Annotated in this window: 27 protein-coding genes; 20 read left to right on the top strand and 7 right to left on the bottom strand. The window is 54.1% G+C overall.

Translation table 11 applies throughout. The features are described from left to right. Positions 1 to 7: 7 nt before the first annotated feature. From hfq to P6287_RS17100, 10 genes are all read left to right on the top strand, one after another. Positions 8 to 325, top strand: a complete 318-nt coding sequence (gene hfq, locus P6287_RS17145; protein WP_101762863.1) for an RNA chaperone Hfq — start codon at positions 8 to 10, stop codon at positions 323 to 325. 80 nt (positions 326 to 405) lie between these two features. Continuing rightward, entirely contained in the window at positions 406 to 1686 is a 1281-nt protein-coding gene (gene hflX / locus P6287_RS17140; protein ID WP_277974151.1) for a ribosome rescue GTPase HflX, read from the top strand. A gap of 227 nt (positions 1687 to 1913) precedes the next feature. Further along, complete coding sequence (hflK, locus tag P6287_RS17135; protein ID WP_101762864.1) at positions 1914 to 3149, top strand: FtsH protease activity modulator HflK; 1236 nt, start codon at positions 1914 to 1916, stop codon at positions 3147 to 3149. 3 nt (positions 3150 to 3152) lie between these two features. Then, positions 3153 to 4157, top strand: a complete 1005-nt coding sequence (gene hflC, locus P6287_RS17130; RefSeq protein ID WP_101762865.1) for a protease modulator HflC — start codon at positions 3153 to 3155, stop codon at positions 4155 to 4157. A 57-nt stretch (positions 4158 to 4214) separates the two neighbouring features. Beyond that, positions 4215 to 4412, top strand: coding sequence for a DUF2065 family protein (locus tag P6287_RS17125; RefSeq protein WP_101762866.1), 198 nt, complete (start codon positions 4215 to 4217; stop codon positions 4410 to 4412). 180 nt (positions 4413 to 4592) lie between these two features. Next, positions 4593 to 5891 carry an adenylosuccinate synthase gene (locus P6287_RS17120; protein WP_192412263.1) on the top strand — a complete coding sequence of 433 codons (1299 nt, stop codon included), beginning with the start codon at positions 4593 to 4595 and terminating at the stop codon, positions 5889 to 5891. 191 nt (positions 5892 to 6082) lie between these two features. Beyond that, positions 6083 to 6526, top strand: coding sequence for a nitric oxide-sensing transcriptional repressor NsrR (gene nsrR, locus P6287_RS17115; protein WP_008103609.1), 444 nt, complete (start codon positions 6083 to 6085; stop codon positions 6524 to 6526). A gap of 16 nt (positions 6527 to 6542) precedes the next feature. Further along, entirely contained in the window at positions 6543 to 8993 is a 2451-nt protein-coding gene (rnr, locus tag P6287_RS17110; RefSeq protein ID WP_110867435.1) for a ribonuclease R, read from the top strand. A gap of 108 nt (positions 8994 to 9101) precedes the next feature. Beyond that, positions 9102 to 9836, top strand: coding sequence for a 23S rRNA (guanosine(2251)-2'-O)-methyltransferase RlmB (rlmB, locus tag P6287_RS17105; RefSeq protein WP_101762868.1), 735 nt, complete (start codon positions 9102 to 9104; stop codon positions 9834 to 9836). 83 nt (positions 9837 to 9919) lie between these two features. Beyond that, positions 9920 to 11548, top strand: a complete 1629-nt coding sequence (locus P6287_RS17100) for an isovaleryl-CoA dehydrogenase (protein WP_277974150.1) — start codon at positions 9920 to 9922, stop codon at positions 11546 to 11548. On the opposite strand, the gene bsmA is transcribed toward P6287_RS17100, so the two are convergent. Together bsmA and P6287_RS17090 are read right to left on the bottom strand one after the other, a co-directional pair. Further along, the gene (gene bsmA, locus P6287_RS17095) at positions 11522 to 11848 is read right to left on the bottom strand and encodes a biofilm peroxide resistance protein BsmA (protein ID WP_277974149.1); all 327 of its coding nucleotides are present in this window, start codon (positions 11846 to 11848) and stop codon (positions 11522 to 11524) included. The genes P6287_RS17100 and bsmA overlap by 27 nt on opposite strands. Positions 11849 to 11902: 54 nt before the next feature. After that, positions 11903 to 13834 carry a methyl-accepting chemotaxis protein gene (locus P6287_RS17090; RefSeq protein ID WP_277974148.1) on the bottom strand — a complete coding sequence of 644 codons (1932 nt, stop codon included), beginning with the start codon at positions 13832 to 13834 and terminating at the stop codon, positions 11903 to 11905. 158 nt (positions 13835 to 13992) lie between these two features. Between P6287_RS17090 and yjfP the strand changes: the two genes are divergently transcribed. Beyond that, complete coding sequence (gene yjfP / locus P6287_RS17085) at positions 13993 to 14742, top strand: esterase (protein ID WP_277974147.1); 750 nt, start codon at positions 13993 to 13995, stop codon at positions 14740 to 14742. Between the two features lie 46 nt (positions 14743 to 14788). Here yjfP and P6287_RS17080 read toward each other — a convergent pair whose 3' ends face one another. Next, entirely contained in the window at positions 14789 to 14998 is a 210-nt protein-coding gene (locus P6287_RS17080) for a hypothetical protein (RefSeq protein ID WP_101762873.1), read from the bottom strand. Positions 14999 to 15384: 386 nt separating this feature from the next. On the opposite strand from P6287_RS17080, the gene rpsF reads away from it, so the two are divergent. From rpsF to rplI, 4 genes are read left to right on the top strand one after another with little or no spacing between them, the layout of a single operon-like run. Next, entirely contained in the window at positions 15385 to 15780 is a 396-nt protein-coding gene (gene rpsF, locus P6287_RS17075) for a 30S ribosomal protein S6 (RefSeq protein ID WP_101762874.1), read from the top strand. 6 nt (positions 15781 to 15786) lie between these two features. Then, a complete protein-coding gene (gene priB / locus P6287_RS17070) occupies positions 15787 to 16104 on the top strand; it encodes a primosomal replication protein N (protein WP_007892027.1) in 318 nt (105 codons plus the stop codon). A 4-nt stretch (positions 16105 to 16108) separates the two neighbouring features. Continuing rightward, complete coding sequence (rpsR, locus tag P6287_RS17065; RefSeq protein WP_002210155.1) at positions 16109 to 16336, top strand: 30S ribosomal protein S18; 228 nt, start codon at positions 16109 to 16111, stop codon at positions 16334 to 16336. Between the two features lie 39 nt (positions 16337 to 16375). Then, entirely contained in the window at positions 16376 to 16825 is a 450-nt protein-coding gene (gene rplI / locus P6287_RS17060) for a 50S ribosomal protein L9 (RefSeq protein ID WP_008103594.1), read from the top strand. A 179-nt stretch (positions 16826 to 17004) separates the two neighbouring features. Here the strand turns inward: rplI and P6287_RS17055 are convergent, their stop codons facing one another. Beyond that, positions 17005 to 17658 carry a LysM-like peptidoglycan-binding domain-containing protein gene (locus P6287_RS17055; protein ID WP_277974146.1) on the bottom strand — a complete coding sequence of 218 codons (654 nt, stop codon included), beginning with the start codon at positions 17656 to 17658 and terminating at the stop codon, positions 17005 to 17007. A gap of 216 nt (positions 17659 to 17874) precedes the next feature. Between P6287_RS17055 and fklB the strand changes: the two genes are divergently transcribed. From fklB to P6287_RS17040, 3 genes are all read left to right on the top strand, one after another. Further along, a complete protein-coding gene (gene fklB, locus P6287_RS17050; RefSeq protein ID WP_008103590.1) occupies positions 17875 to 18495 on the top strand; it encodes an FKBP-type peptidyl-prolyl cis-trans isomerase in 621 nt (206 codons plus the stop codon). Positions 18496 to 18623: 128 nt separating this feature from the next. Continuing rightward, the gene (locus tag P6287_RS17045; protein WP_192412251.1) at positions 18624 to 18872 is read left to right on the top strand and encodes a type II toxin-antitoxin system Phd/YefM family antitoxin; all 249 of its coding nucleotides are present in this window, start codon (positions 18624 to 18626) and stop codon (positions 18870 to 18872) included. After that, positions 18873 to 19178, top strand: a complete 306-nt coding sequence (locus P6287_RS17040; protein ID WP_192412249.1) for a type II toxin-antitoxin system RelE/ParE family toxin — start codon at positions 18873 to 18875, stop codon at positions 19176 to 19178. A 3-nt stretch (positions 19179 to 19181) separates the two neighbouring features. Here P6287_RS17040 and P6287_RS17035 read toward each other — a convergent pair whose 3' ends face one another. Beyond that, the gene (locus P6287_RS17035; RefSeq protein ID WP_192412247.1) at positions 19182 to 21128 is read right to left on the bottom strand and encodes a bifunctional 2',3'-cyclic-nucleotide 2'-phosphodiesterase/3'-nucleotidase; all 1947 of its coding nucleotides are present in this window, start codon (positions 21126 to 21128) and stop codon (positions 19182 to 19184) included. A 293-nt stretch (positions 21129 to 21421) separates the two neighbouring features. Here P6287_RS17035 and cysQ point away from each other — a divergent pair, with 293 nt between their 5' ends. After that, positions 21422 to 22168 carry a 3'(2'),5'-bisphosphate nucleotidase CysQ gene (cysQ, locus tag P6287_RS17030; protein WP_101762878.1) on the top strand — a complete coding sequence of 249 codons (747 nt, stop codon included), beginning with the start codon at positions 21422 to 21424 and terminating at the stop codon, positions 22166 to 22168. 97 nt (positions 22169 to 22265) lie between these two features. On the opposite strand, the gene P6287_RS17025 is transcribed toward cysQ, so the two are convergent. Further along, positions 22266 to 22829, bottom strand: coding sequence for a YtfJ family protein (locus tag P6287_RS17025; RefSeq protein WP_101762879.1), 564 nt, complete (start codon positions 22827 to 22829; stop codon positions 22266 to 22268). Positions 22830 to 23142: 313 nt separating this feature from the next. On the opposite strand from P6287_RS17025, the gene P6287_RS17020 reads away from it, so the two are divergent. Further along, entirely contained in the window at positions 23143 to 23349 is a 207-nt protein-coding gene (locus P6287_RS17020) for a DUF1107 domain-containing protein (RefSeq protein ID WP_007892150.1), read from the top strand. A 64-nt stretch (positions 23350 to 23413) separates the two neighbouring features. Here P6287_RS17020 and P6287_RS17015 read toward each other — a convergent pair whose 3' ends face one another. After that, entirely contained in the window at positions 23414 to 24763 is a 1350-nt protein-coding gene (locus P6287_RS17015; protein WP_101762880.1) for a hemolysin family protein, read from the bottom strand. Between the last annotated feature and the right edge of the window lie 176 nt (positions 24764 to 24939).

The following is a 24939-nucleotide window of genomic DNA, read 5'->3' as shown; positions in this document are numbered from 1 at the left end:
AGATAGAATGGCTAAGGGGCAATCTTTACAAGACCCGTTTTTGAACGCATTGCGTCGTGAACGTGTACCGGTTTCGATCTATTTGGTGAATGGTATTAAGCTGCAAGGGCAAATTGAATCCTTTGATCAGTTCGTCATTCTGTTAAAAAACACGGTCAGCCAGATGGTGTATAAGCACGCCATCTCTACAGTGGTTCCTTCTCGTCCAGTGTCGCACCATAGCAATAACGCGGGCGGCAGCGGTGGTAGCAGCAACTATCATCACAGCGGAAGCAATCAAAGCGCTCAGTCGCAGCCACAACAAGACGGCGATAACGCAGAATAATTTTGCGCTGCCGTAAAGCCAGGGCTGGAGAACGAGCACGTTTTCCTGTCCTGGTTATTTTATTTTAGCGAGGTTATAGCTTGTTTGACCGTTATGATGCCGGTGAGCAGGCCGTACTGGTACACATCTGGTTCTCCCAAGACAAAGAGCTGGAAGATTTGCAGGAGTTTGAAACTCTTGTCTCTTCTGCGGGCGTTGAAGCGCTGCAAGTCATTACGGGCAGCCGTAAAGCGCCACATCCCAAATATTTTGTCGGTGAAGGAAAGGCAGTTGAAATTGCCGATGCGGTAAAAGCGAGTGGAGCATCGGTCGTTTTATTCGATCATGCCTTAACTCCTGCTCAGGAACGTAATCTTGAACGGCTGTGCGAATGTCGCGTAATCGATCGCACCGGCTTAATTCTCGATATATTCGCCCAGCGCGCCCGCACCCATGAGGGTAAATTGCAGGTCGAGCTGGCACAACTGCGCCATTTAGCAACCCGTTTGGTTCGCGGATGGACACACCTTGAACGCCAGAAAGGCGGTATCGGTTTACGTGGTCCGGGTGAAACTCAGCTGGAAACGGACCGACGCTTGCTGCGTGGCCGTATCAGTCAGATTCTCTCCCGTCTTGAACGCGTCGAAAAACAGCGCGATCAGGGCAGACAAGCGCGTGCCAAAGCTGACGTGCCAACCGTTTCGCTGGTGGGTTACACCAACGCCGGTAAATCCACTCTGTTCAACGCGACTACCTCTGCGGATGTGTACGTAGCGGATCAACTGTTCGCGACACTGGATCCGACATTGCGTCGTTTGAATGTGGCGGATGTGGGTGAAGTGGTTTTAGCAGACACCGTTGGTTTTATCCGTCATTTGCCGCACGACTTAGTCGCGGCGTTTAAAGCCACGCTGCAGGAAACGCGTCAGGCGACATTGCTGCTGCATGTGATTGACGCTGCCGATTTGCGCGTGAATGACAATATTGATGCGGTAAATGAAGTTTTGGAAGAGATTGAAGCCGACGAAATTCCGGCGCTGTTGATCATGAACAAAATCGATATGCTGGAGGACTTTGTGCCGCGTATCGATCGCAACGAAGAGAACCAGCCGATTCGTGTGTGGTTATCTGCACAGAGCGGCGTGGGTCTGCCGTTGCTGTGGCAGGCGCTCTCTGAGCGTTTAGCCGGTGAAATCGCGCAGTACGATTTACGTCTGCCGCCGGAAGCGGGCCGTTTGCGCAGTCGTTTTTATCAGTTGCATGCTATAGAAAAAGAATGGAATGAAGATGATGGCTGTGTGAGTTTGCACGTGCGTATGCCGATAGTTGATTGGCGTCGTCTGTGTAAACAAGAGCCGTCGCTAGCCAGTTATATTGTTTGAAATTGCCCAAACGCCTTTACTCAATATCTTTTAGATTGTCGTCATTATCGTTGCAGGCCGTATGTGCAGGATTTACCCGAATATTTCGGATTCCAGCAAGGCGGCAACTGAGTGAATCCCCAGGAGCTTACATCAGTAAGTGACTGGGGTGAACGAAGGCAGCCAACGAAGCTGCAATCCGAAAGATGAAGGGTAAAAAACGTAAATACAATAAATGGAGTAGAAACATGGCGTGGAATCAGCCCGGAAATAACGGACAGGACCGCGACCCGTGGGGAAGCAGCAATAATCAAGGCGGCAACTCTGGGGGAAATAAAGGAGGTCGCGATCAGGGACCACCTGATCTGGATGATATCTTCCGAAAGTTGAGTAAAAAACTCGGCGGACTGGGCGGTGGCAAACAGAATGACAATGGCCAGCGCAGCGGCGGTAGCGGTGGCAAAGTGGTTGGCATTGTTGCCGTAGCGGCAGTCGTTATCTGGGCGGCTAGCGGTTTCTACACCATCAAAGAAGCGGAACGTGGCGTCGTCACACGCTTTGGCAAATTTAGCCATCTGGTTGAGCCAGGCCTCAACTGGAAACCGACTTTCGTCGATCAGGTTCGCGCCGTAAACGTAGAAGCCGTACGTGAACTGGCCGCGTCTGGCGTGATGTTGACGTCGGATGAAAACGTAGTGCGCGTTGAGATGAACGTGCAGTATCGCGTGACGGATCCTGAGCGTTATCTGTATGCCGTGACCAGCGCCGACGACAGCCTGCGTCAGGCCACCGACAGCGCCTTGCGTGGCGTGATTGGTCGCTCAACCATGGACCGCATCCTGACGGAAGGTCGTACCGTGGTACGTAGCGAAACTCAGCGTGAGCTTGACGAGACCATCCGTCCGTACAACATGGGGATTACCCTGCTGGACGTAAACTTCCAGGCGGCGCGCCCACCAGAAGAAGTAAAAGCCGCGTTTGATGATGCGATTGCCGCGCGTGAAAACCGTGAACAGTATGTTCGTGAAGCTGAAGCTTATTCGAACGAAGTTCAGCCGCGTGCTAATGGTCAGGCGCAACGTATCCTCGAAGAGGGTCGTGCTTACAAAGAACGTACGGTGTTAGAAGCGCAGGGTGAAGTGGCGCGTTTTGCTCGCCTGCTGCCTGAATATAAAGCTGCACCAGAAATCACGAAAGAGCGTCTTTACATTGAAACCATGGAACGTGTACTGAGCCATACCCGCAAGGTGTTGATCAGCGATCGTGGTAACAATTTGACGGTTCTGCCATTGGATCAACTGATGCGCGGTGGTCAGGCATCTGGCCAGGGCGGTCAGAAAATGACGAATTTAATGAAGTCTCCTTCGTCGTCCGATAGTAATGCGAGCCGTGGAGATTCTTCATCTTACAGTCCAGACAGCATCATGGATCAGCGTCGCGCCAACGCGCTGCGCAACGATACCCAGCGCCAGGGGAGGGAGTAATCGATGCGTAAGCCAATCATCGCCGTAATTATTGTAGTGCTGGTGGTGCTTTACGCGTCACTGTTCGTGGTGCAGGAAGGCCAACGCGGCATCGTGCTGCGCTTTGGTAAGGTTCTGCGTGATGACGAAAACAAACCGCTGGTGTACGCACCGGGTCTGCATTTCAAAATTCCGTTTATCGAAACCATGAAATCACTGGATGCGCGCATTCAGACCATGGATAACCAGGCTGACCGCTTTGTTACCAAAGAGAAGAAAGACCTGATCGTTGATTCTTACATCAAGTGGCGCATCAGTGACTTCAGCCGTTACTACCTGGCAACCGGTGGTGGCGACGTTTCTCAGGCAGAAGTGCTGCTGAAACGTAAGTTCAGTGACCGCCTGCGTTCTGAAATGGGTCGTCTGGATGTGAAAGACATCGTGACTGATTCACGTGGCCGTTTAACCACCGACGTGCGTGATGCCCTGAACACCGGCAGCGCTGGCAATGATGATGACGTTCAGACGCCAGCAGCGGATGATGCGATTGCGAGTGCGGCAGCACGTGTAGAACGTGAAACCAACAGCAGTGAGCCGGCACCAAACCCGAACAGCATGGCTGCGTTAGGTATTGAAGTTGTCGACGTGCGCATCAAGCAGATCAACCTGCCGACTGAAGTGTCTGACGCGATCTACAACCGTATGCGCGCCGAGCGTGAAGCGGTAGCGCGTAGTCAGCGTTCACAAGGTCAGGAAGAGGCAGAGAAACTGCGTGCACAGGCCGATTATCAGGTTACGCGCACGCTGGCAGAAGCACAGCGTGAAGCGCTGATTTCGCGCGGTGAAGGTGATGGTGAAGCGGCAAAACTGTTTGCTGATGCCTTCAGCCAGGATCCGGATTTCTATGCCTTTATCCGCAGCCTGCGCGCCTATGAGAATAGCTTCTCAGACAACCAGGATGTGCTGGTGCTGAGCCCGGATAGCGATTTCTTCCGCTATATGAAAGCGCCCTCTAACGCCACGCGTTAAGAACTGATATAAAGTCCAGGCCGACAATGTTGTCGGCCTTTTTTTTGGGAAAAAATCATGAATTCAACCATCTGGATGGCGCTGGCTTTGGTTTTGGTGCTGGAAGGACTTGGACCGATGTTAATGCCACGCGTGTGGCGGCGGATGATTCTGGCGATGACGCAGTTGCCCGATCGTCTCTTGCATCGTTTTGGTGGCGGTTTAGTGGTGGCCGGCGTGGTGATTTACGCCATGATCAGCATGCATGCGCGTTAATCAGCCTGAAATTATGTGAGGCCGCCCGACTCAATTGTGTCTGTTGGCCGCTGTTCCCCCAACATGTTGTGAGCTGAGCAAAACTCAGGCAAAAAACAGCGCAATCGTATGCTAAAAGTGCTGAAAGAGTAAAAGTCAGGTGGTAGAATCCATTTTTAAGCAATCGGTGATTTTGAAAAAATGGGTAAGAACGTCGTCGTACTGGGCACCCAATGGGGTGACGAAGGTAAAGGTAAGATCGTAGACCTTCTGACAGAGCGCGCGAATTACGTCGTGCGTTACCAAGGTGGCCATAATGCAGGCCACACACTTGTCATCAACGGTGAAAAAACCGTCCTCCACTTAATTCCATCTGGCATTCTGCGTGAAAACGTTATCAGCATCATTGGTAACGGCGTTGTCCTGTCGCCTGAAGCGCTGATGAAAGAGATGAAAGGTCTGGAAGAGCGCGGTGTGCCGGTACGTGAACGTCTGTTGATCTCTGAAGCCTGCCCATTGATTCTGCAGTACCACGTAGCAATGGATGTGGCGCGCGAAAAAGCGCGTGGCGCTAAAGCTATCGGCACCACCGGTCGCGGTATCGGTCCTGCCTATGAAGATAAAGTGGCACGTCGCGGTCTGCGCGTGAGCGATCTCTTCAACAAAGAAACCTTTGCGGTGAAGCTGAAAGAGATCGTCGATTTCTACAACTTCCAGTTGGTTAACTATTACAAAACCGACGCAGTTGACTACGAAAAAGTGCTGAGTGATACGCTGGCGGTGGCTGATATCATTACCAGCATGGTGGTTGATGTGTCTGATCTGCTGGACGGCGCGCGCAAGCGTGGCGACCTGATCATGTTTGAAGGTGCGCAGGGTACGCTGCTGGATATCGACCACGGTACCTATCCATACGTGACCTCATCAAACACCACCGCAGGTGGCGTAGCGACGGGTTCAGGTATTGGTCCACGCTATGTTGATTACGTGCTGGGTATCGTGAAAGCCTACTCAACGCGCGTGGGTGCCGGTCCATTCCCGACCGAACTGTTCGATGAAACCGGCGAGTTCCTGTGTGCTCAAGGTAACGAGTTCGGCGCGACCACCGGTCGTCGTCGTCGTACCGGCTGGCTGGATGCGGTTGCCGTTCGCCGTGCCGTACAGATCAACTCCCTGTCAGGTTTCTGCATGACCAAACTGGACGTGCTGGATGGCCTGAAAGAAGTGAAAATCTGTGTGGCTTATCGCATGCCAGATGGCCGCGAAATGACCACCACGCCGCTGGCAGCTGAAGGCTGGGAAGGCATTGAGCCGATTTACGAAACCATGCCAGGCTGGAGCGAGACCACATTCGGCGTCAAGACGCTGGAAGGTCTGCCGCAAGCTGCACGCGACTACATCAAACGTGTAGAAGAAGTGACCGGTGTGCCGATTGATATTATTTCTACCGGCCCAGACCGCAGTGAGACCATGATTCTGCGCGACCCGTTCGACGCATAATCTCCTCAGGCCGGACTCTGTCCGGCCTTTGTATTTCTAATCTTTGACTCCACTCACTCTATTTTTTCTTGCAAATATCGATACTTGCCGGAAAAAAACGCACCGGCCACCACGCTCTGGTTTATCATCATATTTAAACATCACGCCGACCGGCGCATAACCATAACGTTCGATGATTCACTGAGGTATATGTGCAGCTAACAAGTTTTACCGATTATGGTCTGCGTGCCCTGATTTACATGGCGACGTTACCGGAAGGTAAGCAGACCAACATTACCGAAGTCACCGATACCTACGGGGTGTCGCGTAACCATATGGTTAAAATCATCAATCAACTTAGCCGGGCTGGCTTTGTCGCCGCAACACGCGGTAAAAACGGCGGAATTCGTTTAGGCATGGACCCGGAAAAAATCGTCATTGGCGATGTGGTGCGAAGAATGGAGCCATTGCAGCTCGTGAACTGCGACGAGTGTGTGATCACGCCAGCCTGTCGTTTGCGTAAAGCATTGCACGATGCGGTCCAGCTATTCCTCAAGGAACTGGACAAGTATACGCTGGCCGATTTGGTCAAAGATAACGATTCGCTGTACCAACTTTTATTGTCCGAACCGCCGGTGGCAATCCAAATTAAATGACATCGGAGGAACCGTAATGTCAAAAGATCCTTATCAGGATAGAGAAGCTGAAAAATACGAAAACCCAATTCCAAGCCGCGAATTTATTCTGGCACTGCTGGAAAAACGCGAAAAGCCGACCAGCCGCGATGACATCGCGCAGGAATTGAATATCACCAGCGAAGAGCAGCTGGAAGCGCTGCGTCGTCGTCTGCGCGCCATGGAGCGCGATGGCCAGCTGGTGTTTACTCGCCGTCAATGTTACGCCCTGCCAGAACGTCTCGATCTGCTTCGCGGTAAAGTGATTGGCCATCGCGATGGCTATGGCTTCCTGCGCGTAGAAGGTCAGAAAGATGATTTCTATCTCTCTGCTGAGCAGATGAAATTCTGCCTGCACGGCGACGTGATTCTGGCGCAGCCAGGCAGCGCCGATCGTAAAGGTCGTCGTGAAGCGCGCGTGGTGCGCGTGCTTGAGCCACGTAACAGCCAGATCGTCGGCCGCTACTTTACCGATGCAGGTACCGGTTTTGTGGTGCCGGATGACAGCCGCCTGAGTTTCGACATCCTGATCCCGCAAGAAGAAACGCTTAACGCGCGTATGGGTTCAGTGGTGGTGGTTGAAATCACCCAACGTGCGACGCGTCGCACCAAAGCGATCGGTAAAGTGACCGAGCTGCTGGGTGACGATATGGGCACCAGCCTTGCGGTCGATATGGCGGTGCGCACCCATGAAATCCCGCACACATGGCCGGAAGAAGTTGAGAAGCAGATCGCTAAGCTGAAAGAAGAAGTACCGGAAGAAGCGAAGCTGGGACGTGTTGATTTACGTAAGTTGCCGCTGGTCACCATTGATGGTGAAGATGCGCGTGACTTTGATGATGCGGTTTTCTGCGAGAAGAAACGCGGCGGCGGCTGGCGTTTATGGGTGGCCATTGCCGACGTCAGCTATTACGTACGTCCGGGCACGCCGCTGGACGATGAAGCGCATCAGCGCGGCACCTCGGTCTATTTCCCGTCGCAGGTTATCCCGATGCTGCCGGAGATTCTCTCCAACGGCTTGTGCTCGCTGAATCCGCAGGTTGATCGTTTGTGCATGGTGTGTGAGATGACCATCTCCTCCAGCGGCAAACTTACCGGTTTCAAACACTATGAAGCGGTGATGAATTCCCATGCGCGACTGACCTACAACAAAGTGTGGAACATTCTGCAAGGTGATGCCGATCTGCGTGAACAATACGCGGCGCAGGTTCCTCATCTGCACGAGTTGCACAACATGTATCAGGTGCTGGAAACCGCGCGCGAGCAGCGTGGCGGCATTTCGTTTGAGACCGATGAACCCAAGTTCATCTTCAACGCCGAGCGTCGCATTGAGCGCGTTGAGCGCACGTCACGCAATGATGCGCATAAGCTGATTGAAGAGTGTATGATTCTCGCCAATATCGCCTCAGCGCGTTTTGTTGAGAAAAATGAAGAGCCTGCGCTGTTCCGCGATCACGATCGTCCAAGCGAAGACAGCATCAAAAGCTTCCGTACCGTATTGAACGAGCTGGGCTTAAGCCTGCCGGGTGGCACTAAGCCACACCCGACCGATTATGCCGCCTTGCTGAAGCAAGTGGCCGATCGGCCAGACGCAGAAATGCTGCAAACCATGCTGCTGCGTTCGATGAAACAGGCGGTTTACGATCCTGAAAACCGGGGTCACTTCGGCCTGGCGCTGGCGTCGTACGCGCACTTCACCTCGCCGATTCGCCGCTATCCGGATTTGCTGTTGCATCGCGCCATCAAATATCTGCTGGCAAAAGAGCGCGGCGAAGTGGACGGCATCACCACGCCGACCGGCGGCTATCACTACGACATGCAGCAGATGCTGCAGCTGGGCCAGCACTGTTCACTGACCGAGCGCCGTGCTGATGAAGCCACGCGCGATGTTGCCGATTGGCTGAAGTGTGACTTCATGCAGGATCAGGTCGGCAACGTGTTCAACGGCGTGATCTCCAGTGTGACCGGCTTTGGTTTCTTCGTGCGTCTTAACGAACTTTTTATCGATGGTTTGGTGCACGTTTCCTCGCTGGATAACGACTATTATCGCTTCGATGCGGTGGGTCAGCGTCTGATTGGTGAATCCGGCGGCCGTACTTATCGTCTGGGCGATGCGGTGGAAGTGCGCGTTGAAGCCGTGCATATGGACGAGCGTAAAATCGACTTCGCGCTGATCTCCAGCAAGCGTGTACCGCGCGGCGAAGGCAAAACCGAACGTGAGCGCGAGAAACGCGGTGGCAAACCGCCAGCCAAGCGTCGTCGTGATGCCGGCAAGAAGGGCACTTTCGAACCTGATTCAGCGTTCCGCGGCGAAAAGAAAAAGACTGCGGTTGCTGAAAAACCGGCTAAAACCGAGAAAAAAGGCAAAAAAGTCTCCGAGAAAACCCGTAAAATCGCCGCCGCCACCAAGTCTAAGCGCGCGTCGAAGAAGCAGCCTGACGAAGCCTGATAGTTTGGTCGCCTTGCAGGGCGACCTGACGAAACCGTTGTAGGGTGCGCATTCATGCGCACCTGAATCTCCGTATTCAACGATCTAAATCCAACCTTGAGCAAAGTAATGAGTGAAATAATTTTTGGTATTCATAGCGTGCAGGCGCTGCTGGAGCGCGATCCTCAGCGTTTTCAGGAAGTCTTTATCCTTAAAGGCCGCGACGATCGTCGCCTGCAGCCGCTGATCCTCGCACTGGAAGCTCAGGGAATCCCGGTGCAGGTGGCGAACCGTCAATGGCTCGATAGCCAGGTTGAAGGCGGCGTGCATCAGGGCATCGTGGCGCGCGTGAAGCCAGGCAAGCAGTATCAGGAGGGTGATTTACCGGATCTGCTGCAGAGCCTTGAGAAGCCGTTCCTGCTGGTGCTGGATGGCGTTACCGATCCGCACAACCTCGGTGCTTGCCTGCGTAGCGCGGATGCCGCGGGCGTGCATGCGGTCATCGTGCCAAAAGACCGTGCAGCACCGTTGAATGCCACCGCGAAGAAGGTGGCCAGCGGCGCAGCGGAAAACGTGCCGTTGATTCGCGTCACCAACCTGGCGCGCACCTTGCGCTTGCTGCAGGAATACCACGTCTGGGTGGTTGGTACCGCAGGCGAAGCCGATCACACCGTTTACCAAAGCAAAATGACCGGCCCAATGGCGCTGGTGATGGGCGCGGAAGGTGAAGGTATGCGTCGTTTAACGCGTGAGCATTGCGATGAGCTGATCAGCATCCCAATGGCAGGCAGCGTCTCGTCACTCAACGTGTCAGTTGCCACCGGCGTGTGCTTGTTCGAAGCCGTACGTCAGCGTCAGGCGTGATCCCCACCGCAAAAAGTTTTCCAGGCCAGGCATAACTGCACATCCTCTTCATACTTGAAAAATGAGTATGAGGAGGACGTTATATGATTTGGACCACTCACACCGTATTCAATCAGCCCCAACCGCTCAGCAACAGCAATCTGTTCACGCGCGATATCGCCCTGTGCGAGGCCGTTGCACGCGAAGGTGCCAGCTGGGATCGCGAATGGCTGGCTTCCGTCGGCTTGCAACTTGGCAGCGCCGAATCCCTTGAACTAGGCCGCTTAGCTAACGTCGAAGCGCCTGAACTGCTGCGCTACAACGCGCGCGGTGAACGCCTCGACGAAGTGCGTTTTCATCCCGCCTGGCATCTGCTGATGCAGGGATTATGCGCCAGTCGGATTCACAATCTCAGCTGGCAGCCCGACGTTCAGCCACAGGCGATGGTGGCGCGTGCCGCACGATTTATCCTGCATGCCCAAGTGGAAGCCGGCTCGCTCTGTCCGGTGACGATGACGCACGCCGCCATTCCGCTGCTGCAGAATCATCTGCCTGAACCCTACGCGGACTGGCGCGAAGCGCTGCTCAGCGATCGTTACGATGCGCATCATCTGCCTGGCAACAAGAAACGCGGTCTGTTGATTGGCATGGGCATGACGGAAAAACAGGGCGGCACCGATGTGTTGAGCAACACCACACGCGCCGAACCGCTCGGCGTGCGCGGGCCGGGCGAAGCGTATCGCATCACCGGCCATAAATGGTTTTTCTCGGTCCCGCAAAGCGATGCGCATCTGATTCTGGCGCAAACGTCACAGGGATTGAGTTGCTTCTTCCTGCCACGCTTGCTGCCGGACGGCACGCGCAACGCTATTCGCATCGAACGCCTTAAAGACAAGCTCGGCAATCGCTCCAACGCCAGCGCTGAAGTGGAATTTGAGGATGCTATCGGCTGGCTGATGGGCGAAGAGGGCGAAGGGGTGCGGCTGATCCTCAAAATGGGCGGCATGACGCGCTTCGACTGCGCGCTGGGCAGTCACGGACAGATGCGCCGTGCGCTGTCGATTGCCGTGCATCATGCGCAGCAGCGTCAGGTGATGGGCAAGAACCTTATCGATCAACCGTTGATGCGCGCGGTGCTGGCGCAACAGGCACTACAGCTGGAAGGGCAAACCGCACTGCTGCTGCGGCTGGCGCGCGCCTGGTCAACACCGGCCAGCGAACATGAGCGCTTATACGCGCGTCTGTTCACACCCGCCGCCAAATTTGTGATCTGCCAGGCGGGCATGCCTTTTGTGGCAGAAGCGATGGAAGTGTTGGGCGGCATTGGCTATTGCGAAGAGAGCGAGCTGCCGCGTCTTTATCGTGAGATGCCGGTTAATAGCATCTGGGAAGGCGCCGGCAATGTGATGTGCCTGGATGTCATGCGGGTGCTCGGTCGTCACGCCGAGGTGATGACCATGCTGCACGATGAGTTTGAGGCGGTGAAGGGCAGCAATCGTCACTTTGATCGCCGCTGGCGGCAATTACGCTTGCAGCTCGCCAACCCGCGTGAAGGGCAGGCGCGAGAAATCACGCGCGAGTTACTGCAGCTGGCAAGTGCCGCGATTCTGCTGAAAGTGGCAGAGCCGCCGCTGGCCGATGGCTGGTGTCAGCAGCAGCTTGATCTGCGCGGCACACGGGCATTAAGCGACGATCTCTGCGCGCGCTTACTGTTGCGCTGCAGCGCCGGTTGAAGGCGCGCCATACAGAATGGCAGTGGCGTACCAGAAGCTGGGAAGGGTGGTTTCATCCAGCATCAGAATTTGATAGTAAACCGCACCCGCCTGATTGGCTTTAGCGGCAATAGCGCGCTGCGCATCATCCGGCGATCCGCGTGTGGTGGCGGTGATAGTGCCGAGCTTTGGCAGACCAACACTTTGCGCGCGTGAAATCTCCTGCGCGTGCTGCGTAGGCGGCGGCGGAGCTTGTGGCGTGGTGGTGAAAGCGGCGCAGCCGCTGAGCAGCAGCGTTAAGGCCAAATAGAGAGTACGCATAGCAACTCCTGAAGCAGGAAGATGGCTCAAGTGTAAGCCATCTTCCTGTGGCTTTTAGTCTTTCAAATGAAAAATGCTCACCAGCTGCGTCAGATGATGCCCTTTCTTACTCAGATGATTGGCGGTGGTTTCTGACTGGTTAATCATATCGCTGCTTTGATGCGTGGCCTGGCTGATGTGATTCATCGCCAGGTTCACCTGACCAATGCCCGCCGCCTGTTCCTGCGCGGCAATATTGATCTCACCCATCAGCGTTTTAACCTGCTCGATGTGATTGACGATATGGCTCATTGCATCGCGCGTCTGCTCAGATAACGTATGGCCGGCCGCCACTTTATCGATGGAGCTGGCAATCAACCCATCAATCTCTTTGGCTGCCGTAGCACTGCGCTGTGCCAGCGCGCGCACTTCCGCCGCGACCACCGCAAAGCCTTTACCGTGTTCACCGGCGCGAGCGGCTTCAACCGCGGCATTAAGCGCCAGAATGTTGGTCTGGAAGGCGATCGACTCAATCACATGGGTGATATCGGCGATGCTCTGCGACGCCACGCGAATCTCCGACATGGTTTCCACCGAACGTGCCACGGTGCTGCCGCCGTGATTCACGGTATTAGCCGCTTCACCGACCAGCGCCATCGCCTGCCGCACGTTGGCAGCGGTTTGTGCCACGGTGGCGCCAAACTGCTCCATGCTGGCCGAGGTTTCCTCCACGCTGCTGGCCTGACGGCCAATCTGCTCGCTGATGCTGGAGCTGCTGGCGGCGATGGTATCGGTGCCGCTGCTGATTTCCCGCGCCGCCGAACGTACCTGACTAACGACTTTCTCCAGTCCATCGCCAATGCCGTTGATCGCGCTGACCAGCTGACCAATCTCATCACGACGTGAAGAGTCGAGATGTGCCTGCAGATTACCAGCGGCGTACTGTTCTGCCAGATGGATCACCTGCTGCAGCGGATGCGTGATGGCGCGGCGGCTGTACCACATAAAGCCAATGGCAAACGCGATCACCAACGCCAGGCCAATCGCCATAAACAGGTTACGGCTGTGCGTGATTGGCGCCAGCAGGCTGGCACGGCTCACTTCACCGGCGATAATCCAGTTCCAGCCTGGCAACTGCTGCCACGCCAGCAGTCTGGTTTCGCCATCCAGTTCAATCGCCACTAATCCCTTCGGCTGGCTAAGCAATTGCTGCTGCGTGGCGTTATCCCAGCGCGGCAGTTTGCCTTCAGCGTGACGATCAAACAGATATTGGCCCTGGCTGCTGCCCGGCGTCCCATTCAACACCGAGAAGGTGCCGCTGTCACCAAGATGGCGCGCCAGCACTTTGTCACGCATCAGCGCGTACTGCGCGTCGATCTGTACCCCGACGAACAGAATAGCGATTACCGCGCCGCTGCTATCCTGCACCGGCTGATACTGCGTGATGTAACGATGGCCAAACAGCGTCGCCAGGCCGCGATAGACCGTGCCCTGATTGACGCTGCGCCAGGCGGCGCTGCTGCGATCCAATTTGGTGCCCACCGCGCGGCTGCCATCCTCTTTTTTCAGCGAGGTGGCGATGCGGATGTAATCTTCGCCGTCACGCACGAAGATGGTGGATACCGCACCAGTACGATCGAGAAAATCATCTACCGCGATCTGATCGAGGTTGAGGGTTTTCAATCCCGCTCGCAGCGTTGGCGTGCTGAATTCACCTACCTGCACACGTTCGCTGTCGTCACGACTAAAACGTTTTGGCAGGAAGCTTTGGAACAGTTTGGTGTAATTTGCCACCTCTTCCGACAGCGTGGCGTTGAACATGGTGGCCATTTCATTAATGCCTTGCACCTGATTCTGCATATCATCGGTTGCCAGCTGCTCCAGCTGACGTGCCGCGTTATGGCTCAGGGTCAAGGTCAGCGTAAATAGCACAATTGCCACGCTCAAAGACGTCAATACAGACAGCTTGATTCCGAGACCCATGGCGCTGAGAGAAAGACGCTTCATAAAGTACCTTTTGAGATTATTGAAGGGGTACAAGATCAACGGCAAAGTGGGCTAAATGTTTAGGGCAGAAATTATTCAAACTTAATGTGAAGTGGCTCGCATTTTGTCAGGCAGCGCTTACACTGAGTCCAGTGATAATCATTCTCAATGGAGGCGGTATGATTGAGTTGGCAACGGAGCATCTGGCAGGCATTGAATGTATCCACGCATCACCGGCCGGGCAGCGCCAGGCGCGCTTGCCGACGGTGTTGTTCTATCACGGTTTTACCTCATCGAAAGAGGTTTACAGCTACTTTGCCGTGGCGCTGGCGCAGGCTGGTTTCCGCGTGATCATGCCCGATGCGGACATGCACGGCGCACGTTACAACGGTGATACCGACGCGCGGATGACCCACTTCTGGGAGATCCTTAAACAGAACATCGATGAAGTGCCGTTGCTGGAAAAGGCGCTGCGCGATAACGACTGGATTGCGGATGAGCGTTTTGCCGTGGCAGGCGCCTCAATGGGCGGCATGACCGCGCTGGGCGCGATGGCACGCTATCCACAGATTCACAGCGTGGCGTGTTTGATGGGTTCCGGCTATTTCTTGCAGCTGAGTCATACGCTGTTTCCGCCGCTGGTGGCGCGCACGCCAGAGCAGAAAGAGGCTTTTGCCGCGCGTTTAGCACCGCTGGCGCCGTATGATCCCAGCGAACAGCTGGAGAAACTGGCGAATCGACCTTTGCTGTTGTGGCACGGCGAAGCGGATGAAGTGGTGCCCTTTGCTGAAACGGCGCGTTTGCAGAAAGCGTTAGGCGAGGCAGAACTCGATCACCATGTGACCACGCTATCTGAAAAAAACATCGGCCATAAAATCACGCCTGCGGCCCTGACGGCGCTGGTCAGTTTCTTTAAACATCATTTATAAAAATGCGGGTTGGCGTGATTGGCGCCAGCCCGTTTAGGTTGCCGAATCAGAGTTGTGATGACAACCGTTCGGCGGCGCTGGTATTGGCACTGACTGGGTTACTGCTTGCAGGCGCATCCAGCCGATTGACGTAGACATAACCTGATGCCGCGTTGCTGCTGTGACTTCTCATCTGCTGCGCGAAGTCAGCGGAGCTGGCAAGAGCGGGTGTAGACAGGAAGAGACCCAGTAAAGTGGCGAAAATGATCGTTTTCATTATCGACTCCTCACTCCAGGGATTGCACTCTCAGACGCGGCGAAAAGCGGAATTCGTTGCGCCTGTAAACAGTGTAGTTCTTAACCATTTTGCCGCCAGATCGTCCCTTTGAACGCCTTCTTCAGAGAATTTGATAAAACCTTCTCTAACTCACTGATGCATTTCACTTAGCACAAAAAGCCGCATCAGCTGGCACGCTAGTCGCCATTTGATGAATTGTGCGCTTGAGTTTCCGCAAGGACGCCAGTATGATTACGCGTCAATTTTTCAGCTGCATTCAGAGGTGTGTTTCATTTTTTAAATGATTCGCAACCTATAACGTTCCTTGCTTCCGTGGGCCGCAGCTGACCCTGACAGGAGGCTGAATAATCCGTAAGGAGCTATCGATGCGTCATTACGAAATCGTATTTATGGTCCACCCTGACCAGAGCGAACAGGTTCCAGGTATGATCGAGCGTTACACTGGTGCTATCACCGGTGCACAGGGCACGATTCACCGTCTGGAAGACTGGGGCCGCCGTCAGCTGGCTTACCCAATCAACAAACTGCACAAAGCTCACTATGTTCTGATGAACGTAGAAGCGCCGCAGGAAGTGATTGACGAGCTGGAAACTAACTTCCGCTTCAACGACGCCGTTATCCGCAGCATGGTTATGCGCGTTAAGCACGCGGTAACTGAAGCATCTCCGATGGTTAAAGCTAAAGACGAGCGTCGTGATCGCCGCGAAGACTTTGCTAACGAATCGGCTGATGACTCAGATGCTGGGGATTCTGAAGAGTAATCCGACATGACGGCAAATCGACTGCGCCTGTCTGGCACTGTGTGCAAGACGCCGGTTCGAAAAGTCAGTCCGTCAGGGATTCCTCATTGCCAGTTCGTGCTTGAGCATCGTTCTGTGCAAGAGGAAGCCGGTTTCCACCGGCAAGCCTGGTGTCAAATGCCGGTGATTATCAGCGGCAGCACCCATCAGGTGATTACTCAACATATAACGGTCGGCACGCAACTCACTCTCGAAGGCTTTATTAGCTGCCATCAGGCACGCAATGGTCAGAGCAGAATGGTGTTACATGCCGAGCAGATTGATTTGATAGATTCTGGAGACTAGCCAAATGGCACGTTATTTCCGTCGTCGCAAGTTCTGCCGTTTCACCGCGGAAGGCGTTGTAGAGATTGATTACAAAGATATCGCTACACTGAAAAACTACATTACCGAAAGCGGTAAAATTGTCCCGAGCCGTATTACCGGTACTCGTGCAAAATACCAGCGCCAGCTCGCTCGTTGCATCAAGCGCGCTCGCTACCTGTCCCTGCTTCCGTACACTGATCGTCATCAGTAATCGGTAGTTGTCCATTAACGACTTTAAGAGGATAAGGTAATGCAAGTTATTCTGCTTGATAAAGTAGCAAACCTGGGCAGCCTGGGTGATCAGGTTAACGTTAAAGCGGGCTACGCTCGTAACTTCCTGGTTCCACAGGGTAAAGCTGTTCCTGCTACCAAGAAAAACGTTGAGTTCTTCGAAACACGTCGCGCTGAACTGGAAGCCAAACTGGCTGACGTTCTGGCTGCCGCTAACGCACGTGCAGAGAAAATCAACGCACTGGGCAACGTAACCATCGCGTCTAAATCAGGCGACGCTGGTAAGCTGTTCGGTTCCATCGGTACCCGTGACATCGCTGATGCAGTAACTGCAGCTGGCGTTGAAGTGGCTAAAAGCGAAGTTCGTCTTCCAGAAGGCGTACTGCGCACCACCGGTGAGCACGAAGTTGACTTCCAGATCCATAGCGAAGTCTTCGCTAAACTGGTTGTGAATGTAGTTGCTGAGTAATTGTTACTCTAAATAATTCAAGGTGCAGGAAGGCGGCAAGGGAATGAATCCCCTGAGCTTACTTCGGTAAGTGACAGGGGTGAATGAGCGTAGCCAACGCATCTGTAACTTGGATTATGACGAGTATACTCAGTAATGCGAAAACGCCGGCCATGTGCCGGCGTTTTTGTTTCTGCGATTTACTGAGCGCGGATAAAGCTGCCATCTGGCTGGCGCGTAAACAGCACCGGACCGTTACTGCCATCCACCGTTAAACCGGTTACTACGCCTTGCGCGTTCTGACGAATCTTCACCTGCTGACCATTTTGTAACGCACTCAGCGGCTGCCCATCACCTTCGACTCGCGCCATGGCAAACACATCATTCACCGGTAAATTATTGTCGCGGAACAGCTGCGCCAGCGTCTGGCCTGATGCCACATTATAGGTGCGCCACTCGCCCTGCGAATCGGTTTTCGCCGGCGTGTTCTGCTGTTGATTATTATCGTAAATCTCCGCCTGCATCGGCACTTCTTTAGCGCCAGTGTCCGCCGGACGCTCAACCGGATATTGCGGCGTGCTGCTCGGCCAGAGAAACGCCAGCACCAGCACCAGCAGGGCAATGACGATGCCGCGACGATGCAAAGCGGGTAGCGGATCCATCCAGCGCACATCATCCAGCAAATGCCAGACGCGCTGAAGTGCGGCGGGAACGCGGGAAGGGTGATCGGAAGCCATTCGTGAATCCTCCTCGCTGGCGGCCTGGCGCGGAATGCGCGGCAGCCAACGTTGCAACCAAGGTAATAAAGTACGCGGTGCGCGCGTCCTGCGACGTCGTGGGGCGATCTGGCCCATGTATTCTCTCTTGTTCCGACGGTGGCGGGTGAAAACCTCGCCACAGCTATAGTATGAGCAATGCTGACAGGAAGTGCCTGGCAGCATTGAAAAATTTGACCGCTGTATTGTTTCCGTTTCGCCGGGAAATGTCATCTGCGGCGCGTGAGATTTTACGCCAGCCGCCCGCGCTGGTATGCTGCCGGTTCTATTTTTCTCCGGGATTAAGGAATCAAGATGACGACCCCTTCATTCGACAGCGTCGAATCACAAGCAAGTTACGGTATCGGTTTACAGGTAGGCCAGCAGCTGCAAGAGTCTGGACTGCAGGGTCTGCAGCCAGAAGCACTGCTCGCCGGCCTGCGCGACGCGCTGGAAGGGAACTCACCGGCCGTCCCGGTTGACGTGGTACATCGCGCACTGCGTGAAGTGCACGAGCGCGCTGAAGGCGTGCGTCGTGAGCGTGTAGAAGCGATGGCGGCAGAAGGTCAGACTTTCCTTGAGCAGAACGCACAACGCGAAGGCGTAAGCAGCACCGAAACCGGTCTGCAGTTCAGTGTCATCACGCAGGGCGAAGGTCCAATTCCTTCACGTCAGGATCGTGTGCGCGTGCATTACACCGGCAAACTGATCGATGGCACGGTATTCGACAGCTCAGTCGCGCGTGGCGAACCCGCAGAATTCCCGGTTAGCGGCGTAATCGCCGGTTGGATCGAAGCGCTGACGCTGATGCCAGTCGGTTCCAAGTGGGAACTGGCGATTCCACACAACCTCGCTTACGGCGAACGCGGTGCTGGTGCTTCCATCCCGCCATTCAGCACCCTGATCTTTGAAGTTGAGCTGCTGGAAATTCTGTAAGTAGCCAAGTTGATTCTCAAAACCGGCACGCGATCGTGCCGGTTTTTTTATATCTGTAGAACAAGCTGGTTTTAAATTAATCAGCGCATATAATGTGCGAATCGAACGATTCACACGAAAGGTGCGGTATGTATTCACTTTCCGCCAACGAAGCCAAAACCCAATTTGGCGATATGCTGCTGAAAGCGCAGCGTGAGCCGGTCCAGATTAGCCGTAACGGAAAGCCGGTAGCAGTGGTCATCTCCGCTGAGGAGTATCAGGCGATAGAGGCCATGAAGCAGCAATTTCTGCAGGAAAAAATTGCCCGAGCCAGAAATGATATTGCCAACGCACAACTGACCGATGGTGAAACCTTTTTCGACCAATTGCTGGGTTAAATGGCTAATTATCAGCTTACGGATGAAGCGCGGCAGGATCTTGTCGATATTCGCCGGTTCACTATGCAGAACTGGGGCGATGCGCAATCAAAAATCTATTTAAGGCGTTTGCAGGAGACGTTACGCACGCTGGCAGAAATGCCGACATTGGGAAAAAGCAGAGCGCTGGATGTTGCAGAAGGTGTACTCAGCTTTCCCTATGTCAGTCACATGGTTTATTACCAGCCAGGCCAGAAAGGCATTATTATTTTGGCGGTATTACATCAGAGCAGGGTGCCAGCTACGCATCTGGCAACCCGCTTATAACAACTATTTCTTCTGCAAATCCACCTGCCACAACGCAAAACCTATCTCGTCGCTGCCCACCGCTTTCATCGGGTAATCGGCGTGCTGTTCGATAAACTTCGTCGCTTTCGCACCAGGCGCGGTTTCAAAACGGATATCCAGCGGCGTGGTGCTGTTAATCGGCGCTAAACGCCAGTTGTGATCGGCCTGCGGTTTCACTTCGCCATGCACTTTGGTTTCGCTGCTGATATAGGCGGCAACCACCGAGCGATTCTCATCCGGCGACGCGAAGGCGACATACTTATCGCCGGTGCCGGCAAACTTGCCGCCATAAGCGCGATAGTTATTGGTGGCGACCAGGAAACTGGCCTGAGGATCAATAGGTTTGCCTTGCCAGCTGAGATCCTTAATGCGCGAAGCCCCCTTGTTAATCAGCGAGCACTCTGCGTCATAGCGCGCCGGCTGCGTGACATCGATTTGATACTGCACGCCATCGATTACATCGAAGTTATAGGTACGGAAATCCCAGTTAATCAGCGCTTGCGGTTTGCTGCTGTGCGGATCGATTTGATTAAACTGCGCGGCTGAACACTCCAGCCACTCTTTCACCTGTGCACCGCTGACTTTCATCACCACCAGCGTATTGGGGTAGAGATAGAGATCGGCGGCGTTACGGAAAGTGAGGTTACCTTTCTCCACTTCGACATAGCTGGCGGGATCGTTTTTGCGGCCGCCAGCTTTAAACGGCGCGGCGGCGGAGAGCACCGGCAAGCGGCCAAGATCAGGATCGCCCTGAATAAAGTGCTCGACGTAAGCGCGCTGCGCGTTGTTAACGATCTGCACCGTGGGATCGTCCTGCACCAGCGACAAGTAGCTGTACATCACGTCGGCGGATTTACCGATCGGTTTGGCAACAAAATCGCGCGTGGCGCGGTGATCCTGCTCCAGCACTTTCACCAGATCGGCATCTTCGGCAGCCAGCGATTTTTTCGCCGCGCTGTTATAAATTGGACGTGCCTCGGCTTTGCCCTGCGCAACCTGCCATTTGCCGCCCTCGTTATTCAGCACCAGATCGACCACACCCAGATGATCGCCCCACATACCGGGCATCACCGCCGGAATACCGTTAAGTGTGCCTTGGGCGATATCAGCGCCTTTAATTGCCGCAAACTCTTTGCTCGGGAAGACCGCGTGAGCGTGACCGAACATGATGGCGTTGATGCCAGCAACCTGGCTGAGGTAATAGACCGAATTTTCGGCCATGGCATGATAGGGTTCACTGCTCAAACCGGAGTGCGGAATAGCGATGATTATTTCAGCACCTTTTGCGCGCATTTCCGGCACATAGCGCTTCGCTGTTTCAGTGATGTCATCAACCCGCACTTTTCCCTGCAGATTGTTGCGATCCCAAACCATAATCTGCGGGGGAACGAAGCCGATGTAACCAATTTTCAGCGTATGCGGCTTACCGTCACGGTCTGTAACGGTGGTTTCCTTGATTAAGTAGGGCGTAAACAGTGGTTTTCCGCTCTTTTCATCGATAATGTTGGCGTTGACGTAAGGGAAACGCGCGCCGGCCAGCGCTTTTTGCAGATAAGGTAAACCGTAATTGAACTCATGATTACCGAGGTTTCCGACCGCGTAATCCAGCGTATTCATCGCTTTATATACCGGATGAACTTCGCCCGGTTTTAGCCCTTTCGCCGCCATGTAATCGCCCAGCGGACTGCCCTGAATAATATCGCCGTTATCGACCAGCACGCTGTTCTTCGCTTGCGCGCGGGCCTGCTGAATTAAGGTGGCGGTGCGTACCAGGCCAAATTTCTCCGTCGGCGTATCTTTGTAATAATCGAAATCCATCATATTGCTGTGCAGATCGGTGGTTTCCAGAATGCGCAGATCCACCGTAGCAGCCTGTACCGTGGCGGCAGTTATACAGAGTGCCAATAACGACATGCTCGCTTTGAACATCGCTTGCTCCTTGTTCGGTCCAATGGGCCTCTCAAAATAATGTAAAACCATGACGAATTATCATTTCAATTTGTGATGAAGCTCGGACTTTCATCCAATATCTCCCGCCGGGCCGCGCTAAAAGCGCATTCAGCATCCCGCCATAGCCGCCGATGATGAACTATGGTATTGATATTCAAATAGATTGCCGTAGCAGACAGCACAGTCGCAGGCTGTTGAATGACAACTGCTAAAATAAGGACAGATTGGCGGTTGGTGTCTGACAGGCAGAATCAGCGGAAAAGAGGTAAAGAATGTTAGATAAAATTTGTCAGCTGGCGCGTGATGCGGGCGATGCCATTATGCAGGTATATAACGGCGCAGAGCCGGTTGACGTGACCCGTAAGTCGGATGATTCTCCCGTTACCGCGGCCGATCTCGCGGCGCATCGCGTGATTGTGCAAGGTCTGACGGCGCTTTCGCCGGGGGTGCCGGTGCTATCTGAAGAGGATCCCCCGAGCTGGGACGTGCGTCAGCACTGGCAGAAATACTGGCTGGTCGATCCGCTCGATGGCACCAAAGAGTTCATCAAGCGCAACGGCGAGTTTACAGTCAACATTGCGCTGATCGAAAATGGCAAACCGGTATTGGGCGTGGTTTATGCGCCCGTGCTGGGCGTGATGTACTCGGCGGCTGAGGGTAAAGCCTGGAAAGAAGAGAACGGCCAGCAGACGCAGATTCATGCGCGTGAAGCGCGTCCACCATTAGTGGTGGTTAGCCGTTCGCATTTTGAGAGCGATACCGAGTTGCAGGAGTATTTGCACCAGCTCGGCGAGCATCAAACCACCGCGATTGGTTCATCGCTGAAGTTCTGTCTGGTAGCTGAAGGCAGCGCGCAACTCTATCCGCGCTTCGGGCCCACTAACATCTGGGATACCGGCGCAGGCCATGCGGTGGCGATTGCCGCCGGTGCGCATGTCCACGATTGGCAGGGCAAAACCCTCGATTACACCCCACGCGAATCGTTCCTCAATCCCGGTTTCCGCGTTTCATTGTTTTAAGCTTTCAGCGGCGCAATTTAATACGTAATAAATTGCGCCGCTAAAGAATGTGCATTGCATGGATGCATCCGTATTGGCCGTCCACGGCAGCTTCCGTTTACTTCTGCAACAACTCGTGAATTAACTTCATCGCCTGCTGCACTTCGTCCTGCGTCAGCGGACCATCTTTGACGTAGCGCACATGTGCGGTGTTATCCAGCACCACAATCGCGGAGCCGCCTTTCTCCAGCTGCCAGGCCTGACGCGCGCTGCCATTGCTATCGACGATAAACTGCGACCATGGAAACTGCTGCTTGTTGCTCTCAAGGCTGCTGCGCACGAACATGCCGGTGCCCGGAATCGCATCGTCGGTATTGACGATAGTGGTGGTTTGATAACGATCGTGCGGCAGATGCGCAGCTTTGATGGCTTCAATTAACGCCGCATTCTGCTCTTTAGCAGAAGAACGCCCGGCAATATGCAGGATAACGCGAACTTTTCCGCTTAGCTGCGCGCTATTCCAGGATTTGTAGCTAAACTTATCTTCATCTTGTTGATAAACCAGCTCTCCTTTGTCGTTAACGCCAACGGCTGGCACGCGTTCACCCAGTTTGAAGGCATGTGCCGCAGCCAGGCCCGGCAGCAAGAGTGCCAGTGCTATCACAGTGTGTCTCAAACGCATTTATTACTCTCCTTGGTGATCCGACCAGTTGTTCATGTTCCTGCAATATTAGGCGTGGATGATGCGTCTGTCGCAATGAGTTAACAGGTTTGCAACCTATGCCACAATTCCATAATGAGTGAAGGTTTATACTGAGTTTAGTGAGGCTGATAACAGAGTATTCTGTAATGATGTGTCAATTCAGTAAATAATTCACCTTTTCGGAACACGGCTAAGAAAGGATGTTCTATAGTTATGCCTCATTTGCGCTTCACGGGTTCGTCCCAAATTTGGTGACGACGGAGCGTATTAAACATTTTAGGAGTTAAACAGCATGAAGATCTTCCAGCGCTATAATCCGCTGCAAATTGCGAAATATGTCAAAACGCTATTTAGAGGAAGGTTGTACATCAAGGACGTGGGCGCGTTCGAGTTTGATAAGGGCAAAGTGATGTTGCCGCGTGTCAAAGATAAACAGCATCTCAGCGTGATGTCAGAAATCAATCGCCAGGTGCTGCGGCTGCAAGCCGAGTACAACTAAGTAAGCATAAGAAAGGGCGCCGATGGCGCCCTCAGTTTTTAGTGCGGTTGTTGGCTTGTCGCCATCAATTGCGATCCTGGGACGACTCAGATTCATCCACCGTATTTTTGTTCACATTCAGCACCGGCGGGCGTTCATCAATACGCGTAACCAGCAGCTGGTCGATACGGTAGCTATCAATATCCACCACTTCAAACTTGTAGCCGGAAAACTTCACAAAGTCGGTACGCTTCGGAATCTTGCGCAGCATATACATCATGAAGCCGCCGATGGTTTCATAATTGCCAGACTGCGGGAAATCATCGATATCCAGCACGCGCATCACGTCATCAATTGGCGTGCCGCCTTCGACCAGCCATGAATTCTCATCGCGCGCGACAATCTGCTCTTCCTGACCTTGACCCACCAAATCGCCCATCAACGTGGTCATCACATCATTCAGCGTAATGATGCCCACCACCAGCGCGTATTCGTTCATGATCACCGCGAAGTCTTCACCAGCGGTTTTGAAGCTCTCCAGCGCTTCAGAAAGCGTCAGCGTATCCGGCACAATCAGCGCTGAACGAATCTGTACGCCGCTGTTCAGCGTCAGGCTTTGATTGCCGAGTACACGCAGCAGCAGCTCTTTGGAATCGACATAGCCGACGATGTGGTCGATATCGCCATCGCAGACGATGAATTTCGAGTGCGGATGCTGGGCGATTTTGGTTTTCAGCGTAGTTTCATCTTCGTGCAAATCGAACCACACCACGTTCTCGCGCGAGGTCATTGATGACGGCACGGTACGCGATTCCAGCTCAAACACGTTCTCAATCAGCTCATGTTCCTGCTTACGCAGCACACCCGCCAGCGCACCGGCTTCCACCACCGCATAGATATCGTCGGAGGTGATGTCGTCTTTACGCACCATCGGCAGTTTGAACAGACGGAAGAAGACGTTCGCCAGGCCGTTGAACAGCCACACCAGCGGACGCAGCACCACCAGGCAGAAGCGCATCGGGTTGATGATGCGCAGCGCTACGGCTTCCGGTGCAATCATGCCGACGCGTTTTGGCGTCAGGTCAGCAAACAGAATGAACAAGCTGGTCACGATGGTGAAGGAGCAGATAAAACTGAGCTGTTCAGCCAATTCGGGTGCCATGATGCGGCTGAATAAGCTATTAAAGGCGGGCGAAAACGCCGCATCGCCGACGATACCGCCGAGGATCGCCACGGCATTCAGGCCAATCTGCACTACGGTGAAGAACATGCCAGGTTGTTCCTGCATCTTCAGCACGCGCTGGGCATTGATATTGCCTTCGTCAGCCAGCAGCTTCAGTTTGATCTTACGGGCGGCGGCCAGCGAGATCTCCGAAAGGGAGAAAAATGAACTGATGACGATCAGTAAAAGAATGACAAGTAAGCTATCGAGCATAAAAGGTCCGTTGGGTTAATCACTTGTCATTTTTGGCCTGGGCAGCGCGGGAATGGGCGTACGTCCGGTACTTGCCAGTCAAACAGGCTATCCGTGCCAAAAATGTCTGCGCCATTTCGACAAGATAAGGTTAACGTCGGGGCAGAAAGGGTGCAGGCGAGGCCTGCTGGTCGCTG

The sequence above is a fragment of the Pantoea sp. X85 genome (assembly GCF_029623675.1).
Taxonomy (GTDB): Bacteria; Pseudomonadota; Gammaproteobacteria; order Enterobacterales; family Enterobacteriaceae; genus Pantoea; species Pantoea leporis.
This window is presented reverse-complemented; position numbering and strand designations above follow the sequence as displayed.

Coding starts and splice junctions, on each gene's coding strand:
- hfq (WP_101762863.1), top strand. CDS start 8: ATGGCTAAGGGGCAATCTTTACAAGACCCGTTTTTGAACGCATTGCGT.
- hflK (WP_101762864.1), top strand. CDS start 1,914: ATGGCGTGGAATCAGCCCGGAAATAACGGACAGGACCGCGACCCGTGG.
- hflC (WP_101762865.1), top strand. CDS start 3,153: ATGCGTAAGCCAATCATCGCCGTAATTATTGTAGTGCTGGTGGTGCTT.
- P6287_RS17125 (WP_101762866.1), top strand. CDS start 4,215: ATGAATTCAACCATCTGGATGGCGCTGGCTTTGGTTTTGGTGCTGGAA.
- P6287_RS17120 (WP_192412263.1), top strand. CDS start 4,593: ATGGGTAAGAACGTCGTCGTACTGGGCACCCAATGGGGTGACGAAGGT.
- rnr (WP_110867435.1), top strand. CDS start 6,543: ATGTCAAAAGATCCTTATCAGGATAGAGAAGCTGAAAAATACGAAAAC.
- rlmB (WP_101762868.1), top strand. CDS start 9,102: ATGAGTGAAATAATTTTTGGTATTCATAGCGTGCAGGCGCTGCTGGAG.
- P6287_RS17100 (WP_277974150.1), top strand. CDS start 9,920: ATGATTTGGACCACTCACACCGTATTCAATCAGCCCCAACCGCTCAGC.
- bsmA (WP_277974149.1), bottom strand. CDS start 11,848: ATGCGTACTCTCTATTTGGCCTTAACGCTGCTGCTCAGCGGCTGCGCC.
- P6287_RS17090 (WP_277974148.1), bottom strand. CDS start 13,834: ATGAAGCGTCTTTCTCTCAGCGCCATGGGTCTCGGAATCAAGCTGTCT.
- yjfP (WP_277974147.1), top strand. CDS start 13,993: ATGATTGAGTTGGCAACGGAGCATCTGGCAGGCATTGAATGTATCCAC.
- P6287_RS17080 (WP_101762873.1), bottom strand. CDS start 14,998: ATGAAAACGATCATTTTCGCCACTTTACTGGGTCTCTTCCTGTCTACA.
- rpsF (WP_101762874.1), top strand. CDS start 15,385: ATGCGTCATTACGAAATCGTATTTATGGTCCACCCTGACCAGAGCGAA.
- priB (WP_007892027.1), top strand. CDS start 15,787: ATGACGGCAAATCGACTGCGCCTGTCTGGCACTGTGTGCAAGACGCCG.
- rpsR (WP_002210155.1), top strand. CDS start 16,109: ATGGCACGTTATTTCCGTCGTCGCAAGTTCTGCCGTTTCACCGCGGAA.
- rplI (WP_008103594.1), top strand. CDS start 16,376: ATGCAAGTTATTCTGCTTGATAAAGTAGCAAACCTGGGCAGCCTGGGT.
- P6287_RS17055 (WP_277974146.1), bottom strand. CDS start 17,658: ATGGGCCAGATCGCCCCACGACGTCGCAGGACGCGCGCACCGCGTACT.
- fklB (WP_008103590.1), top strand. CDS start 17,875: ATGACGACCCCTTCATTCGACAGCGTCGAATCACAAGCAAGTTACGGT.
- P6287_RS17045 (WP_192412251.1), top strand. CDS start 18,624: ATGTATTCACTTTCCGCCAACGAAGCCAAAACCCAATTTGGCGATATG.
- P6287_RS17040 (WP_192412249.1), top strand. CDS start 18,873: ATGGCTAATTATCAGCTTACGGATGAAGCGCGGCAGGATCTTGTCGAT.
- P6287_RS17035 (WP_192412247.1), bottom strand. CDS start 21,128: ATGTTCAAAGCGAGCATGTCGTTATTGGCACTCTGTATAACTGCCGCC.
- cysQ (WP_101762878.1), top strand. CDS start 21,422: ATGTTAGATAAAATTTGTCAGCTGGCGCGTGATGCGGGCGATGCCATT.
- P6287_RS17025 (WP_101762879.1), bottom strand. CDS start 22,829: ATGCGTTTGAGACACACTGTGATAGCACTGGCACTCTTGCTGCCGGGC.
- P6287_RS17020 (WP_007892150.1), top strand. CDS start 23,143: ATGAAGATCTTCCAGCGCTATAATCCGCTGCAAATTGCGAAATATGTC.
- P6287_RS17015 (WP_101762880.1), bottom strand. CDS start 24,763: ATGCTCGATAGCTTACTTGTCATTCTTTTACTGATCGTCATCAGTTCA.